Source organism: Psychrobacillus sp. FSL K6-1464 (assembly GCF_038003145.1).
Classification (GTDB): domain Bacteria; phylum Bacillota; class Bacilli; order Bacillales_A; family Planococcaceae; genus Psychrobacillus; species Psychrobacillus psychrotolerans.
Window position 1 is genome coordinate 2,545,483 of record NZ_JBBOOP010000001.1, and the last position, 17,381, is coordinate 2,562,863.

General features: G+C 42.6%; 7 protein-coding genes, 20 tRNA genes and 3 rRNA genes. 2 read left to right on the top strand and 28 right to left on the bottom strand.

Annotation, left to right across the window (positions count from 1 at the left end):
- Positions 1-42 precede the first annotated feature (42 nt).
- Positions 43-1,038 (top strand): metal ABC transporter solute-binding protein, Zn/Mn family, encoded by a 996-nt coding sequence (locus MKX39_RS12845; RefSeq protein ID WP_340769772.1) that lies wholly within the window; start codon positions 43-45, stop codon positions 1,036-1,038.
- Between the two features lie 711 nt (positions 1,039-1,749).
- Here the strand turns inward: MKX39_RS12845 and MKX39_RS12850 are convergent.
- The 5 genes from MKX39_RS12850 to MKX39_RS12870 form a co-directional block, all read right to left on the bottom strand.
- Complete coding sequence (locus MKX39_RS12850; protein WP_340769773.1) at positions 1,750-3,168, bottom strand: o-succinylbenzoate--CoA ligase; 1,419 nt, start codon at positions 3,166-3,168, stop codon at positions 1,750-1,752.
- Between the two features lie 621 nt (positions 3,169-3,789).
- Positions 3,790-4,608, bottom strand: coding sequence for a 1,4-dihydroxy-2-naphthoyl-CoA synthase (menB, locus tag MKX39_RS12855; protein WP_093536780.1), 819 nt, complete (start codon positions 4,606-4,608; stop codon positions 3,790-3,792).
- On the bottom strand, positions 4,605-5,432 hold the full coding sequence (gene menH / locus MKX39_RS12860) for a 2-succinyl-6-hydroxy-2,4-cyclohexadiene-1-carboxylate synthase (RefSeq protein ID WP_340769774.1): 828 nt from the start codon (positions 5,430-5,432) through the stop codon (positions 4,605-4,607). The genes menB and menH overlap by 4 nt, the downstream gene beginning before the upstream one ends.
- Entirely contained in the window at positions 5,420-7,129 is a 1,710-nt protein-coding gene (gene menD / locus MKX39_RS12865; protein WP_340769775.1) for a 2-succinyl-5-enolpyruvyl-6-hydroxy-3-cyclohexene-1-carboxylic-acid synthase, read from the bottom strand. The genes menH and menD overlap by 13 nt, the downstream gene beginning before the upstream one ends.
- Entirely contained in the window at positions 7,122-8,483 is a 1,362-nt protein-coding gene (locus MKX39_RS12870) for an isochorismate synthase (protein ID WP_340763023.1), read from the bottom strand. Before MKX39_RS12870 ends, menD begins: the two co-directional genes overlap by 8 nt.
- Positions 8,484-8,635: 152 nt before the next feature.
- Between MKX39_RS12870 and MKX39_RS12875 the strand changes: the two genes are divergently transcribed.
- Positions 8,636-9,547, top strand: a complete 912-nt coding sequence (locus MKX39_RS12875; RefSeq protein ID WP_340769776.1) for a 1,4-dihydroxy-2-naphthoate polyprenyltransferase — start codon at positions 8,636-8,638, stop codon at positions 9,545-9,547.
- 372 nt (positions 9,548-9,919) lie between these two features.
- Here MKX39_RS12875 and MKX39_RS12880 read toward each other — a convergent pair.
- The 23 genes from MKX39_RS12880 to MKX39_RS12990 form a co-directional block, all read right to left on the bottom strand.
- Positions 9,920-9,991: transfer RNA gene (locus MKX39_RS12880), tRNA-Glu, on the bottom strand.
- 6 nt (positions 9,992-9,997) lie between these two features.
- A tRNA-Ser gene (locus MKX39_RS12885) sits at positions 9,998-10,088 on the bottom strand.
- A gap of 5 nt (positions 10,089-10,093) precedes the next feature.
- Positions 10,094-10,168, bottom strand: a tRNA-Asn gene (locus MKX39_RS12890).
- 4 nt (positions 10,169-10,172) lie between these two features.
- Positions 10,173-10,249 (bottom strand) — tRNA-Ile (locus MKX39_RS12895).
- Positions 10,250-10,256: 7 nt separating this feature from the next.
- Positions 10,257-10,330, bottom strand: a tRNA-Gly gene (locus MKX39_RS12900).
- Between the two features lie 6 nt (positions 10,331-10,336).
- A tRNA-Phe gene (locus tag MKX39_RS12905) sits at positions 10,337-10,412 on the bottom strand.
- A 74-nt stretch (positions 10,413-10,486) separates the two neighbouring features.
- Positions 10,487-10,562 (bottom strand) — tRNA-Asp (locus MKX39_RS12910).
- A 3-nt stretch (positions 10,563-10,565) separates the two neighbouring features.
- Positions 10,566-10,640, bottom strand: a tRNA-Met gene (locus MKX39_RS12915).
- A gap of 52 nt (positions 10,641-10,692) precedes the next feature.
- Positions 10,693-10,785, bottom strand: a tRNA-Ser gene (locus tag MKX39_RS12920).
- 10 nt (positions 10,786-10,795) lie between these two features.
- Positions 10,796-10,872, bottom strand: a tRNA-Ile gene (locus MKX39_RS12925).
- 6 nt (positions 10,873-10,878) lie between these two features.
- Positions 10,879-10,952 (bottom strand) — tRNA-Met (locus MKX39_RS12930).
- Between the two features lie 24 nt (positions 10,953-10,976).
- Positions 10,977-11,052 (bottom strand) — tRNA-Ala (locus tag MKX39_RS12935).
- Positions 11,053-11,064: 12 nt separating this feature from the next.
- Positions 11,065-11,141: transfer RNA gene (locus MKX39_RS12940), tRNA-Pro, on the bottom strand.
- Positions 11,142-11,146: 5 nt separating this feature from the next.
- A tRNA-Arg gene (locus tag MKX39_RS12945) sits at positions 11,147-11,223 on the bottom strand.
- Between the two features lie 15 nt (positions 11,224-11,238).
- Positions 11,239-11,327: transfer RNA gene (locus MKX39_RS12950), tRNA-Leu, on the bottom strand.
- Between the two features lie 15 nt (positions 11,328-11,342).
- A tRNA-Gly gene (locus MKX39_RS12955) sits at positions 11,343-11,417 on the bottom strand.
- Between the two features lie 17 nt (positions 11,418-11,434).
- A tRNA-Leu gene (locus tag MKX39_RS12960) sits at positions 11,435-11,519 on the bottom strand.
- A gap of 24 nt (positions 11,520-11,543) precedes the next feature.
- Positions 11,544-11,616, bottom strand: a tRNA-Lys gene (locus MKX39_RS12965).
- Positions 11,617-11,622: 6 nt separating this feature from the next.
- Positions 11,623-11,698 (bottom strand) — tRNA-Thr (locus MKX39_RS12970).
- A 13-nt stretch (positions 11,699-11,711) separates the two neighbouring features.
- Positions 11,712-11,787, bottom strand: a tRNA-Val gene (locus MKX39_RS12975).
- 25 nt (positions 11,788-11,812) lie between these two features.
- A 5S ribosomal RNA gene (gene rrf / locus MKX39_RS12980) occupies positions 11,813-11,928 on the bottom strand.
- A 121-nt stretch (positions 11,929-12,049) separates the two neighbouring features.
- A 23S ribosomal RNA gene (locus MKX39_RS12985) occupies positions 12,050-14,978 on the bottom strand.
- 195 nt (positions 14,979-15,173) lie between these two features.
- Positions 15,174-16,727: ribosomal RNA gene (locus MKX39_RS12990) — 16S ribosomal RNA — on the bottom strand.
- Together the 16S, 23S and 5S rRNA genes with 20 tRNA genes alongside form the textbook arrangement of a ribosomal RNA operon.
- Between the last annotated feature and the right edge of the window lie 654 nt (positions 16,728-17,381).

Sequence of the window (17,381 nt, forward strand, 5' to 3'; positions counted from 1 at the left end):
ATTTTTCAAAACGTAATCATTACTATTTAGGGAGTGAATTTATTGAAACGAATTTTAATATGGAGTAGTCTTTGTCTTGTATTATTCCTTGCAGCTTGTGGAAAAAGTGAAGAGAAAGCTCAAAATACGGATGAGAAAGTTCAAATATATACAACCGTATACCCATTACAATACTTTGCTGAACGTATCGGTGGAGAATCTGTACATGTCTCTTCTATCTACCCTGCTGGCGCAAATGAACATACTTTTGAGCCAACACAAAAAGATATGATGGCACTTGCAGATGCTGATTTGTTTTTTTACATAGGACTTGGCTTAGAGGGTTTTGTAGAAAATGCTAAAAAGACATTGGCAGATGAAGAAGTGAATATGATAGCCACTGTGGATGCAATTTCAGACGAGCAATTAGAGGAAGCCGCTCACGAAGAGGAAGAAGCGACTTCAACGGATTCTCACGATCATGAACACGAAAGTGAATCATCAGAAGATCACAGCCATGAGGGACATGATCACGGGGATATCGACCCGCATGTTTGGATGTCACCTAAAATCAGTCAAAGTCTTGCGCTTTCTATTAAAGACTCTTTAGTAGAGATCTCACCTGGCCAACAAGAGACTTTTGAAAAAAATTATGATGAATTAGTTAGTGATCTTCAACAACTAGATGCAGACTTTGAAGAAATGGCGCATAATGCACCTAACAAAACATTTTTTGTTTCTCACTCAGCATTTGGTTATATTGCTAACACATACGGGTTAGAACAACTGGCAGTAGCTGGACTAAATTCACAAGATGAACCTTCTCAAAAAGAACTGACTAAATTAATCGATTTGGCAGAAGAAAAAAATATTGAATATATTTTATTTGAGCAAAATGTATCTTCTAAATTGACTGAAGTGATTCAAAAAGAAATTGGTGCAGAAAGCTTGGTTTTGCATAATTTAGGTGTGCTATCGAAAGAAGATATCCAAAACAAAGAAACTTATTTTACATTGATGAACAAAAACCTCGAGACATTAAGAACGGTTTTGAAATAAAATTGTAAAGCTTCAAAATTCATAATAAAAATCGGGCAAAGACGGCTAACTCTTTACGTTCAAACCTGTCCCTATCGTTTTCAAAGGACTATGGACAGATATTACTAATAATGATTACCGAATTAACTTTTTAGGGATGCTGGTTGTTTGTGACGAACGTCACAAACAACCAGCATCCCTTTTTTGGGTAATCTTATGGCATTTGTCTGTCCGTCGCCTTCCTTCAACTCTCAGAAACAGGCTGGATAATTAGAGATAAGATAATTTCCTATTGATAGAGCAAAGATGATGACAGTCTAAGTACGCGACATCATGTCGCAACGACTGCCTGACCCGCATCGTGCGGGCCCGATGATAGAATTTCGTGAGCTATTTCACTTCTTTATAGGGCAAACACTTACTACTTGCTTTGTTTCCACAAGTATAAAAGAAATATACTTTCTTCTTTGTTCCAGACAGAATAGTTTTCCTAATTTAGCAGACGCTTTTATCTCAATAATAACTTTGACTACCTCTTAACATCTAAGCGTAAGCTATGCTTAATCTTAGAGTGGAGTACTACTCACTATATAGATTGTAGTGAAAGCTGGCACCTCCAGCGGGGAAAGCGTCCACCAGAAACGGAAATCAGTAGCATTATTTATTCATTCATTGATATCCCAACAAAATGATACAATCTATTCTTTATACTTTCTTATCTTTTAAAGCTATTCATATCAAATTTAATAACTCTCTTCTCACTAACTTATTTGCCCCGTTACGAGGTAATTCTTCTATAAAGTAATATTCTTTTGGCAATTTATAAGAGGCAATCTGTGTCTTCATGAAAGCCGCTAACTCTTCAATAGAAACTAATTCTTTTACTACAACAAAAGCTATTGGAATTTGTCCCCATTTATCATCTTGTCGACCTGTAACTCCTGCTTCAACAACTGCTGGGTGTTTAACTAATGCTTGCTCTAACTCTGCAGGATAAATATTCTCCCCGCCCGAAATGATTAGATCTGAGCGACGATCTACAACAAACAAATAACCTTCCTCATCTAAATAACCTATATCTCCAGTATGTAACCAACCATTCAATAATGGTTTCTTAGACTCGGCTGCTCCAATATATCCTTTCGTCACATGTGGCCCTTTAATACATATTTCTCCCATTTTTTCTTCCCCATCTATCCGAACATCTGCAAAGAAAAGAGGTTTCCCAGAAGATCCAAGCTTACGGATAGCATCCTCACTTGATAAGGTTGTGGTCTGAGAAGCTGTTTCTGTCATACCATACGTTTGTAATACTGGTATATTCCGTTCGATTGCCCTCTCTAAATAAGACAAAGGAACGGGACCGCCACCAACTAAAATCGATTGAAACGAATCAGGGAAATACTGATTTCGATTTTCTAAAACGGATACGATCCGTTGAAGCATCACCGCTACTAATGACATTCTTGTGGCAGCACCCTCTAATATTTCATCAACAACTTTTTCCGGATCAAATTTAGTATGAAGGCTAACAGTCATTCCATATAATACAGAACGCATTAGAATAGAAAATCCACTTATATGAAACAAGGGTACTACACATAGCCAGCAATCATCGGGATGAATACCTAGATGTAGTGCGGAACCAGTTGCGTTCATCACATGATTTTCTAATGATTGACGTACTCCTTTAGGGCTTCCCGTGGTTCCAGAAGTATACATAATAGAAATAGTACGACTTTTTGGCCAATCTCTTTCCATAGCATATACTTTTCTTTTGTTGTTATGAATATCATGAAAAGAAAATCTTTGGTTATAATTTATTTCTCTTTCATAGTTATCTACAAGTAAAATATTTGGCTTACTATCATGAAGCTGATAGTTTAGCTCTACTTCACTTAAACGTTCGTTTAACATAACTAATTCACAACCAAGTTGAAGACAACCATGTATGGCAATTACTAGCTCTGCATTGGAGCTTGATAAAATAGCAATCCTCATACCGGGCTGAATTCCTTTAGCGTGTAATTTCTCTGCAAATTCATTGGCTTCGTTATAAAGTTGTTGAAATGTCCATGCCTCTTCGCCAAACCGTAAAGCAGTGCGTTCCGGAGTCAAATAGGCACGTTTTAATAGTAAATTAGGAAACATGTTAAACTCCTTTCTTTAAACTATATACTTAATATACCTCGATATTCTATGTAAAAAAACCAGACAAAAAGAAGCCCGGTACTTTAAAAACAAAACTTAGATATGTGTTGATTTCCGCTCCGAGCGGACGCTTTCCGTGGGCACGGCTTCAGCCGCTTCCCTCGCTTTCACTCAGTCCAAGATCTTCAGCTCGTGCTATTCCCACTGGAGTCGCCGCTCTGCGCTTCAATCAAAGAAAATCCATTTTCATCTTTCCTAATAAAATAGTATCCCTTAGCAAGCGGACGATTTTATCCATCTCTTCACTTGGACAACTCTTATCATCTAAGCGAAAGACTATGGTCAATATTATCGTGGAGTACTACTCACTTAATTGATTTTAGTGAAATCTAGCCGGGATAAGCGAGAAAGTTGAGACCCCGCAGGGAAGAAGCGGAGAGCCTGACTGAGAAGGCTCGACCTCGCCCGCGGAAAGCGACCACATATAACGGAAATCAGTAGTATTACTCTTTCTTAATAGTTCTGTAAAACCATTGTTTATGCTGTATTTTTATATACTTGCTTATCTAGTAAAAAAGCTATCCCATAAAGGATAGCTTTTTTGTACTCGTCATTCACTAATCACGGAAAACGTGGGAATTGACCAAAATCTGGTTTACGTTTTTCTTTAAATGCATCTCGACCTTCTTTGGCTTCATCCGTTGTATAGTAAAGCAGTGTTGCGTCACCTGCTAATTGTTGAAGCCCTGCTAAACCATCCGTATCTGCATTCATCGCAGCTTTTAAGAAGCGAAGTGCTGTTGGACTCATTTCTAGCATTTCTGAACACCACTGAACAGTTTCATCCTCTAACTGTTCATATGGAACTACTGTATTGACTAAGCCCATATCAAGAGCTTGCTGTGCATCGTATTGACGACATAAATACCAAATTTCACGCGCTTTTTTATGTCCAATAATACGTGCCAAATAGCCAGAACCATAACCAGCATCAAATGATCCAACTTTAGGACCAGTTTGTCCAAATCTAGCATTGTCCGCTGCAATTGTTAAATCACAAACAACATGTAGAACATGTCCGCCACCAATTGCATAACCAGCTACCATTGCGACAACCGGTTTAGGTATTACACGGATTAGGCGTTGTAAGTCTAGTACGTTTAAGCGTGGAATCTCGTCTTCTCCAACGTATCCACCATGTCCACGTACTTTTTGGTCTCCGCCTGAACAGAATGCATGCTCACCTTCACCTGTTAAAATAATGACACCTACATTTTTATCGTCACGAGCACGAGAAAATGCGTCAATCATTTCCATTACTGTTTTAGGGCGAAATGCATTACGCACCTCAGGACGGTTAATAGTTACTTTAGCAATTCCGTTAAAAAACTCATACTTAATATCTTCATATGTATGTAATGTTGTCCATTCACGAGTCATCTTACATCCTCCTTTAAAATAATATCCTTTACTATTGTAGCAAACAATTCAGGATTTTCCACATGAATTGCATGGCCTACATTCCTAACTTCTGTATGGGCAGCGTTTGGAAAGTAGTTTTTCATCTTTTTCGCTAGATTACTAAATTTTTCATCTAACTCGCCTGTTATAAAAAATGTAGGTGTAACAACCTCATCAAGCTTTTCCCAATAAGAAGGTTGCACTCCAGTGCCAAATCCACGTAAACTATTTGCCAAACCAATTTCAGTCCCTGCTAGTCGCTCTTGTCGTATAAGCTGCTGTTTCTCCAAGGATAACTTTCTTTGGGATTGAAACAAAGGTATTCTTTCCCAAAAATCTACAAAAGATACAAGCCCTTCTTCCAATATTCGATTAGCAAGCTGCTCATCGGATTGTTTTCTATTGGTGCGTTCTTCTATTCCTATAAGTCCGGGAGAACTACTTTCTAAAATTAGTCTTTTTACAGAGTACTGACTTGCATAGGCTAGAGCTAACCTACCACCCATTGAATAACCAACAAGCGTAAAATTATTCCACTGAAGCTGTTGAAATAATGCATGCAAATCTTTTATCTGCTCCTCTGCTGAATAACGACCTGAATCCATAGGTTTAGAAGTCCCCCCATGTCCTATAAGATCAATTGCAAGGAGATCAAATGTACTGGGTAGATGTGAAATTACTTCATCCCAACTATGTGTAGACCCCGTAAATCCATGCAAAAAAACAATTTTTTCATTTGCACCCTTATTATATCTGTTGATATGAATATCAATTCCTCGGATATTGACTCTTATACTTTCCAAACCGAATCCAGCTCCTTCGAAATCGCAGCCCATAATTTTCGATGTGTCTCTGTATTTACTTGTCTATTCGTGAATACTTCGATAATACGAATATCCTTCGTCTTTTCTTCGGCTAAAGCTTCTTTAAAATCTTCCTTCGAGTGAACTGCATTGTACTGAGCATTATACATAGTGGCTATATTGGAAAACTCTAAACCTGTCGGAGTACCAAATAAATGCTCAAAATAATTGGTTTCTGTAGATTGAGGGAGATAAGAGAAAATTCCTCCGCCGTCATTATTCATAACAATAATCGTCATATCAGAATGGTGGAACCGACTAACTATCAAACCATTCAGATCATGTAAAAACGCTAAATCTCCAATCAATAAATAACCAGGACGATTTAGTGCTGCTTGAACTCCAAGTGCGGAAGAAACTACCCCGTCTATTCCATTCGTTCCTCTGTTTGCGTAGAGTTGAATATCCTTTTGGGTTTTATTGAAAAAGGTATCAAGGTCTCGTATTGGCATACTACTACTAGCAAATAAATATGACTTATCTGGTAGTGCTTCAAACAACAAACCTGCTAATGCACCTTCATCTGTTTCATGTTCCATATAGCTGTTCACATGAGCAGTCGCTATATTATTTGCTTGAGTCCAGCAATCCGTGTATGTAGAAGAAGACTTTGTATCTGTTTTTAGCCATAGTGATTCAGCATCCACTTGTACATGATGCGTAGCAATATGAAGTGAATCACGGAAAAGTGGACTTTCGTCGACAACCATAAATACCGTAGGCTTACACTCTTTTAAATAAAGCATAAGTGGTTTAGAAACTGGTTGTGCTCCAAAACGAATTACGACATTTGGAACAGCCATCTCTTGAAAGGACTTGTTTTTCAGAATGGCATCGTATTGATCAATACATAAATCCATGCAATCCGCAGGTATAGATGTGCGTAAATTCGATAACGGATCAACTAGAACTGGCCATTGTACCATTTTTGCAAATTCCCAAAAACCATCAGTAGTTTGAAGAGAATCTCCTACGATAAATATTCCTCTTACTTCATTTTGAAGCAAATCTTTATACCACACTAAAAATTCTTCACTTGGTGCTAACTTTCCAATCTCGGGTACATGTATGTTCATTGTTGGTAATGGCTGTTCCATATCAAGTAATAACGGCTCACGGAATGGTACGTTAATATGAACAGGTCCCATCGGAGCAGTTTTGGAAGTAGACACTGCACGCTGAATATGACGCTCTACAAACGCTAAATTTGCTTCTGATTCTGGTAGAGGAAAGTCTACTGCCCATTTAACATGCTTTCCATATAGATGAAGCTGGTCTATTGCTTGAGGTGCTCCCACTTCTCTAAGTTCATGTGGACGATCAGCTGTAACAACTAATAGCGGTACACGAGCATAATACGCTTCTACAATAGCCGGAAAAAAGTTTGCAGCAGCGGTTCCAGAAGTACATAAAAGCACAACTGGAGTTTTCTTAGCTTTCGCAATGCCAAGAGCAAAGTAACCGGCGGAACGTTCATCTATTTGTCTATAAAATTGAAAACCCTCACTTTTGGCAAATGCATATGCCAGAGGAGTTGACCTTGAACCAGGACACATCACTATGTCCTGAACACCTGCCTGTCTAATTGTTTCTACAAAGTGATTTACATAAGATGTTAAATACTCGATGTTAGTCATTCATATTTCCTCCAAGTGTTCGAAGCATTGGACGGAACTTCACTCGTGTTTCTTCAAATTCCTCTATGGAGGATGATTCGGCAACGATTCCGCCACCTGCATATAAATAGGCGTGTTCATTTTCTACTAAAGCAGAACGTATTCCAACAGCGAACTCCCCGTCTCCTTCAGCGTTTATCCAGCCAATTGGAGCAGCATAATACCCACGATTCATCTGTTCCGATTCGCGAATAATCTTAATCGCATCCTGGCGTGGCTCCCCACCTAGTGCTGGAGTAGGATGTAAAGCCTGTACTAGCTCAAAAAGCGATGAATTCTTTTTCAGACTTCCTTCAATCGGAGAATATAAATGTTGAATATCTCTAATTTTCATAAGCTTTGGTCTAGTGGGTACTTTGACGTCTTCACAATATTGCATGAATACTTTTTTAATCATTTCCACTACATATTTATGCTCACCTAAATTTTTGGGATCTGATAATAATGCCTCTCCAAGCTCCTTATCCTCAAGAGAATGCTTTCCTCTTCTCGTAGAACCGGCAAGTCCAGCAGATTGGGCTTTGTCATTTTCTACTTTAACAAGTCGCTCTGGTGTTGCACCAAAAAAGATTTTCTCTCCATTTTCTAATCCAAATAGATAACTTTCAGGTTGCTCCATGGAAGCATTATATATTGCTGTTGCTGGTGAGAAAGTATCAGCAAATGTCAGTTTAAGTGATCTAGCTATAACTACTTTTTGGACTTCATCTTTTCGAATTCTCTTCGTTACATCCTCTACAGCATGTAAATACTCGTTCTTCAAGCGGTCTTCTCGTTTGATCAAGGACGGTTTTTCATGTACCCTTAACTCTTTTACTTGAGCAGTGTGTATTAACGCATCTCTTTCTATACGTAACAGTTCAAACGTTTCCGTACTCTTTGCTTCGTCCGTAATATAGTGAATGTTCACGAATGCCTGATCATGTTGGATAACTAGCTGAAACGTAGACACGACAAAGAATGCAGAAGGAAATGTATCCCATTCCGAAGAAATCTTGTTTTTTGGATCGAAAGCAAAGCCGCCAAATAGGATAGGAGATACATCCGCTTTTTCCTTTAATGATGACTGGCAAAGTTCCTTCCATTTTGTATCAATATCCTTATATCTATTATCTTCTAAGTTATTTGTAATAGTATGAGCATGTCCCAATCCAACTAAGGTCAATGTCTTCTCTTTGTTTTGCCAAAAATAACGTTTCCCTTTATATAATTCATCCCCTGCTTCAAAAAAAGCTTGTGCAGATAATCTCGATACTTCTATTGTTTCCGTATAAAAACGGTATTTTGTATTAATGGTACCGGTGGTTTTCGGCATAAATATGACCTCCGTTTAGTAACTACTCTTTTATCTAGGTTAACTAATTTACTCTACCTTTAATCATACATCTTTCTACACATTTCAGCACACATTTAGCTATAAATTTATGTTAAAATTGATATTGGATTCTTTTAAAGGAGAGAAAAAATATGTCACACGAATTTCAAGCTGACAAGGGCTGGCGCGTATGGTGGAAACTGACAAGACCACATACCCTAACTGCCTCATTTGCACCAGTTTTTCTTGGTACAATGATTGCCCTATACGAGGCAAATATTGATTGGCTATTGTTTATTGCTATGTTATTAGCTTGTCTACTGATACAAGCTGCTACAAATATGTTTAATGAGTATTATGATTTTGTACGAGGTCTCGATAGCGAGGAATCGGTCGGTATTGGTGGGGCAATTGTTAGGAATGGTGTAAAACCCAAAACGGTAATGCAACTAGCTCTATTGCTATATGTAATAGCTGCTATATTAGGTATCTATATTTGTTATGAAAGCTCTTGGCTATTATTAATAGTCGGTGCAATTTCTATGGCAGTGGGATATTTCTATACTGGGGGACCTTACCCTATTTCTAGTACTCCCTTTGGTGAGCTTTTCAGTGGGTTATTTATGGGGATGCTTATTGTTTTAATTGCAGTTTATATTCAAGTTGGTTCAGTGCCTTTATTCGCTGTATTGTTATCTGTACCAAGTGCTCTGCTAGTAGCAGCAATCATGCTATCTAATAATATTCGCGATTTAGTAGAAGACACAATAGGCGGACGAAAAACGATGGCTATATTAGTTGGTCGGAAAACAGCAATTACAATTCTAGCTTCCTATTTTGTTTTGTCTTACCTATGGATTATAGGTTTAGTAGTTTTACAAATAATCACTCCATGGAGTTTATTAGTTTTATTGAGTTTGAAAAAACCTATACATGCCATAAAATTATTTAAACAAACAGAAAATCCAGTTCAGGTTGCGCCTGCTATGAAAGACACCGCACTTACGAATACGATTTTTGTATTCCTTTTAGGATTAGGTCTATTGATTGGCTATTATTTATAAGGATAAAATAAAAACAGATGAGCAGATTATTTAGCTGCTCATCTGTTTTTATTATCCCGTGCAAATTTTATATTCTTTCAGTGCTACAAAATCTAGATAATGTGAACATATTTCTGTATCGAAAGTTAGTCTCTATAAAGGCATGGTGTCTTTTGAAGAAAGTATTACCAGGAATACATCGTATAGCTTCCATAACTTTTATTGTTTTAAACAGTTCTTACGCTTTCCGTGTATAAACCACTCTCTATTTTCACAGAAGATCAATACTCTAACCAATCAAACATTTAAGCCTGCGCAGGATCTTTTTTAGTAATATCTTTTTCTAGTACAATAAAAAAAGGTAACCAATGATTGGTTACCTTTTTTTGAGTATGACCCCTACGGGATTCGAACCCGTGTTACCGCCGTGAAAGGGCGGTGTCTTAACCGCTTGACCAAGGGGCCTATATATGGCGGAGAAGGAGGGATTTGAACCCTCGCACCGGTTGCCCGATCTACACCCTTAGCAGGGGCGCCTCTTCAGCCACTTGAGTACTTCCCCATATATGGCTCCGAAGGTAGGACTCGAACCTACGACCGATCGATTAACAGTCGATTGCTCTACCACTGAGCTACTTCGGAATAATGGTGGGCCTAAATGGACTCGAACCATCGACCTCACGCTTATCAGGCGTGCGCTCTAACCAGCTGAGCTATAGGCCCATTATTTTGGAGCGGGTGAAGAGAATCGAACTCTCATCATCAGCTTGGAAGGCTGAGGTTTTACCACTAAACTACACCCGCATTAAATGGTGGCTCAGGACGGAATCGAACCGCCGACACAAGGATTTTCAGTCCTTTGCTCTACCGACTGAGCTACTGAGCCTCTTCAATCTTAAAATAAAAGCTAATTGTTTAGGCTATATTTACAATTGATATGTATTAATATTATTAAATAAATGGCGGTCCCGACCGGGATCGAACCGGCGATCTCCTGCGTGACAGGCAGGCATGTTAACCGCTACACCACGGGACCATTTGGTTGCGGGGACAGGATTTGAACCTGCGACCTTCGGGTTATGAGCCCGACGAGCTACCACTGCTCCACCCCGCGACAATAAAATACTTAAGGATTATTATTACTTCCACAAACAATAAGATAAAAATGGAGGAGGAAGAGGGATTCGAACCCCCGCGCGGTATGACCCGCCTGTCGGTTTTCAAGACCGATCCCTTCAGCCGAACTTGGGTATTCCTCCAAGACATTGTTGGTGGACCTTGCAGGACTCGAACCTGCGACCGGACGGTTATGAGCCGTCTGCTCTAACCAACTGAGCTAAAGGTCCTTAAGATGGCGGCAGAGGGAGTCGAACCCACGACCTTTCGGGTATGAACCGAGTGCTCTAGCCAACTGAGCTACACCGCCATGATTTTCAAACTAATTTATAAATGGTGGAGCCTAGCGGGATCGAACCGCTGACCTCCTGCGTGCAAGGCAGGCGCTCTCCCAGCTGAGCTAAGGCCCCATAAATAATAACTGGTCGGGAAGACAGGATTCGAACCTGCGACCCCTTGGTCCCAAACCAAGTGCTCTACCAAGCTGAGCTACTTCCCGTTATATGGTGCGCTCGGCAGGACTCGAACCTGCAACCTCTTGATTCGTAGTCAAGTGCTCTATCCAATTGAGCTACGAGCGCAATGTTTCAAAAAAGTGGTGCCGAGGACCGGAATCGAACCGGTACGGTAGTCACCTACCGCAGGATTTTAAGTCCTGTGCGTCTGCCAGTTCCGCCACCCCGGCACTTTAGTGAATCTTTGGAGCGGAAGACGAGGTTCGAACTCGCGACCCCCACCTTGGCAAGGTGGTGTTCTACCACTGAACTACTTCCGCTCGGTTATTAAATTAAATGGTGCGGGTGAAGGGAGTCGAACCCCCACGCCTTGCGGCGCTAGATCCTAAGTCTAGTGCGTCTGCCAGTTCCGCCACACCCGCATACATAATTCACTGAAAAAGTGATGAGCCATGTAGGATTCGAACCTACGACCCTCTGATTAAAAGTCAGATGCTCTACCAACTGAGCTAATGGCTCGGAAAATGGTGCCGGAGAAAGGACTTGAACCCTCAACCTACTGATTACAAGTCAGTTGCTCTACCAGTTGAGCTACTCCGGCAGGAGTAAATATATGGTGGAGGATGACGGGCTCGAACCGCCGACCCTCTGCTTGTAAGGCAGATGCTCTCCCAGCTGAGCTAATCCTCCTGGGTAAGTTATGTATTTATTGCAAGCCCAGCGACGTCCTACTCTCACAGGGGGAAACCCCCAACTACCATCGGCGCTGAAGAGCTTAACTTCCGTGTTCGGTATGGGAACGGGTGTGACCTCTTCGCCATCATCACTAGACTTGAATAATTATTGAAAGACAAGTTTTATTATACCAACTCTGTAGAATATTACAAGAGTTATTTTAAAAAAATTTTATTCTTTCAAAACTGGATAAACGACATTGTTACGTTAAACAAATTTGGTTAAGTCCTCGATCGATTAGTATTCGTCAGCTGCACGTGTCGCCACGCTTCCACCCCGAACCTATCTACCTCATCGTCTTTGAGGGATCTTACTTACTTGCGTAATGGGAAATCTCATCTTGAGGGGGGCTTCGTGCTTAGATGCTTTCAGCACTTATCCCGTCCACACATAGCTACCCAGCGATGCTCTTGGCAGAACAACTGGTACACCAGCGGTGTGTCCATCCCGGTCCTCTCGTACTAAGGACAGCTCCTCTCAAATTTCCTACGCCCACGACGGATAGGGACCGAACTGTCTCACGACGTTCTGAACCCAGCTCGCGTACCGCTTTAATGGGCGAACAGCCCAACCCTTGGGACCGACTACAGCCCCAGGATGCGATGAGCCGACATCGAGGTGCCAAACCTCCCCGTCGATGTGGACTCTTGGGGGAGATAAGCCTGTTATCCCCGGGGTAGCTTTTATCCGTTGAGCGATGGCCCTTCCATGCGGAACCACCGGATCACTAAGCCCGTCTTTCGACCCTGCTCGACTTGTAGGTCTCGCAGTCAAGCTCCCTTCTGCCTTTACACTCTTCGAATGATTTCCAACCATTCTGAGGGAACCTTTGGGCGCCTCCGTTACACTTTAGGAGGCGACCGCCCCAGTCAAACTACCCGCCTGACACTGTCTCCTACCCGGGTTACGGGTATGGGTTAGAATTTCAATACAACCAGGGCAGTATCCCACCGACGCCTCCTCCGAAGCTGGCGCTCCGGGCTCTAAGGCTCCTGCCTATCCTGTACAAGTTGCACCAAAATTCAATATCAAGCTATAGTAAAGCTCCACGGGGTCTTTCCGTCCTGTCGCGGGTAACCTGCATCTTCACAGGTACTATAATTTCACCGAGTCTCTCGTTGAGACAGTGCCCAGATCGTTACGCCTTTCGTGCGGGTCGGAACTTACCCGACAAGGAATTTCGCTACCTTAGGACCGTTATAGTTACGGCCGCCGTTTACTGGGGCTTCAATTCGCACCTTCGCTTGCGCTAAGCACTCCTCTTAACCTTCCAGCACCGGGCAGGCGTCAGCCCATATACTTCACCTTACGGTTTTGCATAGACCTGTGTTTTTGCTAAACAGTCGCCTGGGCCTATTCACTGCGGCTCTTCTAGGCTATGAACCCAAAAGAGCACCCCTTCTCCCGAAGTTACGGGGTCATTTTGCCGAGTTCCTTAACGAGAGTTCTCTCGCTCACCTTAGGATTCTCTCCTCGACTACCTGTGTCGGTTTGCGGTACGGGCACCTTTCACCTCGCTAGAGGCTTTTCTTGGCAGTGTGAAATCAGGAACTCTAGACATACGTCCTCGCCATCACAGCTCAATGTTAAAGAATGCGGATTTGCCTACATTCACACCTTACTGCTTGGACATGCATAACCAACAGCATGCTTACCCTATCCTTCTGCGTCCCCCCATTACTCAAACGGTGGTTTGGTGGTACAGGAATATCAACCTGTTATCCATCGCCTACGCCTATCGGCCTCGGCTTAGGTCCCGACTAACCCTGAGCGGACGAGCCTTCCTCAGGAAACCTTAGTCATACGGTGGACGGGATTCTCACCCGTCTTTCGCTACTCATACCGGCATTCTCACTTCTAAGCGCTCCACCAGTCCTTCCGGTCTGACTTCAACGCCCTTAGAACGCTCTCCTACCACTGATACCAAAGGTATCAATCCACAGCTTCGGTGATTTGTTTAGCCCCGATACATTTTCGGCGCAGCGTCACTCGACCAGTGAGCTATTACGCACTCTTTAAATGATGGCTGCTTCTAAGCCAACATCCTGGTTGTCTAAGCAACGCCACATCCTTTTCCACTTAACAAATACTTTGGGACCTTAGCTGGTGGTCTGGGCTGTTTCCCTCTTGACTACGGATCTTATCACTCGCAGTCTGACTCCCAAACATAAATCATTGGCATTCGGAGTTTGTCTGAATTCGGTAACCCGGGATGGGCCCCTAGTCCAAACAGTGCTCTACCTCCAAGATTCTAACGTTTGAGGCTAGCCCTAAAGCTATTTCGGAGAGAACCAGCTATCTCCAGGTTCGATTGGAATTTCTCCGCTACCCACACCTCATCCCCGCACTTTTCAACGTGCGTGGGTTCGGACCTCCAGTAAGTGTTACCTTACCTTCATCCTGGACATGGGTAGATCACCTGGTTTCGGGTCTACGACCACATACTCATTCGCCCTATTCAGACTCGCTTTCGCTGCGGCTCCGTCTTCTCGACTTAACCTTGCATGGGATCGTAACTCGCCGGTTCATTCTACAAAAGGCACGCTATCACCCATTAACGGGCTCTAACTACTTGTAGGCACACGGTTTCAGGATCTATTTCACTCCCCTTCCGGGGTGCTTTTCACCTTTCCCTCACGGTACTGGTTCACTATCGGTCACTAGGTAGTATTTAGCCTTGGGAGATGGTCCTCCCAGATTCCGACGGAATTTCACGTGTTCCGCCGTACTCAGGATACACTCAAGAGAGAATGAATTTTAGACTACGGGGCTTTTACCCTATCCTGCGGACCTTTCCAGATCGCTTCGTCTAACTCATTCCTTTGTAACTCTATGTAGAGTGTCCTACAACCCCAAAAGGCAAGCCTTTTGGTTTGGGCTATTCCCGTTTCGCTCGCCGCTACTCAGGGAATCGAATTTTCTTTCTCTTCCTCCAGGTACTTAGATGTTTCAGTTCCCTGGGTGTGTCTCAGATGCGCTATGTATTCACGCAAATGTACTGCTCCATTACGAACAGTGGGTTTCCCCATTCGGAAATCTCCGGATCAAAGCTCACTTACAGCTCCCCGAAGCATATCGGTGTTAGTGCCGTCCTTCGTCGACTCCTAGTGCCAAGGCATTCACCGTGCGCCCTTATTAACTTAACCTAAAAGTTAAAAAGTCTTACACGTTGTGATTACGTAAATAATCACAACAGAATTTCTTGTTGTTTATTGTTTCAATGTCGTTTTATCCAGTTTTCAAAGAACAAGCGTTGAATCTTCATATAAAATGAACATTCAAAACTGAACTGCAAAACGTTAAGATACGAATAAAGATTCGTATTCCGATATTATCCTTAGAAAGGAGGTGATCCAGCCGCACCTTCCGATACGGCTACCTTGTTACGACTTCACCCCAATCATCTGTCCCACCTTCGGCGGCTGGCTCCCGTAAGGGTTACCCCACCGACTTCGGGTGTTACAAACTCTCGTGGTGTGACGGGCGGTGTGTACAAGGCCCGGGAACGTATTCACCGTGGCATGCTGATCCACGATTACTAGCGATTCCGGCTTCATGTAGGCGAGTTGCAGCCTACAATCCGAACTGAGAACGGTTTTATGGGATTTGCTCACCCTCGCGGGGTTGCGACCCTCTGTACCGTCCATTGTAGCACGTGTGTAGCCCAGGTCATAAGGGGCATGATGATTTGACGTCATCCCCACCTTCCTCCGGTTTATCACCGGCAGTCACCTTAGAGTGCCCAACTGAATGCTGGCAACTAAGATCAAGGGTTGCGCTCGTTGCGGGACTTAACCCAACATCTCACGACACGAGCTGACGACAACCATGCACCACCTGTCACCGCTGTCCCCGAAGGGAAAAGCCTATCTCTAGGCCGGTCAGCGGGATGTCAAGACCTGGTAAGGTTCTTCGCGTTGCTTCGAATTAAACCACATGCTCCACCGCTTGTGCGGGCCCCCGTCAATTCCTTTGAGTTTCAGTCTTGCGACCGTACTCCCCAGGCGGAGTGCTTAATGCGTTAGCTGCAGCACTAAGGGGCGGAAACCCCCTAACACTTAGCACTCATCGTTTACGGCGTGGACTACCAGGGTATCTAATCCTGTTTGCTCCCCACGCTTTCGCGCCTCAGCGTCAGTTACAGACCAGAAAGCCGCCTTCGCCACTGGTGTTCCTCCAAATCTCTACGCATTTCACCGCTACACTTGGAATTCCGCTTTCCTCTTCTGTACTCAAGTCCCCCAGTTTCCAATGACCTTCCACGGTTGAGCCGTGGGATTTCACATCAGACTTAAAGGACCGCCTGCGCGCGCTTTACGCCCAATAATTCCGGACAACGCTTGCCACCTACGTATTACCGCGGCTGCTGGCACGTAGTTAGCCGTGGCTTTCTAATGAGGTACCGTCAAGGTACGAGCAGTTACTCTCGTACTTGTTCTTCCCTCACAACAGAGTTTTACGATCCGAAAACCTTCTTCACTCACGCGGCATTGCTCCATCAGACTTTCGTCCATTGTGGAAGATTCCCTACTGCTGCCTCCCGTAGGAGTCTGGGCCGTGTCTCAGTCCCAGTGTGGCCGATCACCCTCTCAGGTCGGCTACGCATCGTCGCCTTGGTGAGCCGTTACCTCACCAACTAGCTAATGCGCCGCGGGCCCATCCTGTAGTGACAGCCGAAACCGTCTTTTAACATCTCCCCATGTGAGGAAATGGATTATTCGGTATTAGCCCCGGTTTCCCGGAGTTATCCCAATCTACAGGGCAGGTTGCCCACGTGTTACTCACCCGTCCGCCGCTAAATCAGAAGAAGCAAGCTTCTTCGTCATTCGCTCGACTTGCATGTATTAGGCATGCCGCCAGCGTTCGTCCTGAGCCAGGATCAAACTCTCCATAATAGTTCACTTCCAGTATGCAGAGCACATTGAAAGCGAACAAATTAGAACTAGTTTAAAAGCTCATTTTGTTTTGCTGGCATCATCATTAAATGATGTCCAAAATTGTTTCGCTATCATCCTAACAAGTTAGTTGAAAGCTATGTTTCTTAACGTTTTGCATGTTCAGTTTTCAATGTTCATGTTGTTCGCGTCGTTTTGACGACTTTATTAGTATAACTTATTTCAGATTTGATGTCAAACACTTTTTTAAAACTTTTTTAAGTTGTTTGTATCTCGTTCCGAAGGACAAGTATTAATATACATCGTCTAGAAAGAAAAAGCAACCCTTTATGTGAAAAAAACTTTAATATCTATTAAACTCTTGAATTGTCGCGCTCTTACAATCACTTAATAAGTTCTTCCAGGATAACTCATGAGAAATCTAGCCTTCTTATTTCGTTCATAAAAGACTTCCAAACCTATATAGCAAATCCAATCAGCGTGATTTCAAATATTAGTTTGACTAATAGAGATCACTCTAAAGCAATAATGAAATAAGTTAGAAATTGATACATACGTCAGAACTTTATTTTAACATCTTCTATACTTATAATAGGAGATAACAAGAAATCTCCCAATCTACTACTATGCTTTTAGTTTCAAGTGCATCCACCT

Bases quoted from the DNA above. Each gene is read 5' to 3' on its own strand.
- MKX39_RS12850 (WP_340769773.1), bottom strand. From the start codon at position 3,168: ATGTTTCCTAATTTACTATTAAAACGTGCCTATTTGACTCCGGAACGC.
- menB (WP_093536780.1), bottom strand. From the start codon at position 4,608: ATGACTCGTGAATGGACAACATTACATACATATGAAGATATTAAGTAT.
- menD (WP_340769775.1), bottom strand. From the start codon at position 7,129: ATGACTAACATCGAGTATTTAACATCTTATGTAAATCACTTTGTAGAA.
- MKX39_RS12870 (WP_340763023.1), bottom strand. From the start codon at position 8,483: ATGCCGAAAACCACCGGTACCATTAATACAAAATACCGTTTTTATACG.
- MKX39_RS12875 (WP_340769776.1), top strand. From the start codon at position 8,636: ATGTCACACGAATTTCAAGCTGACAAGGGCTGGCGCGTATGGTGGAAA.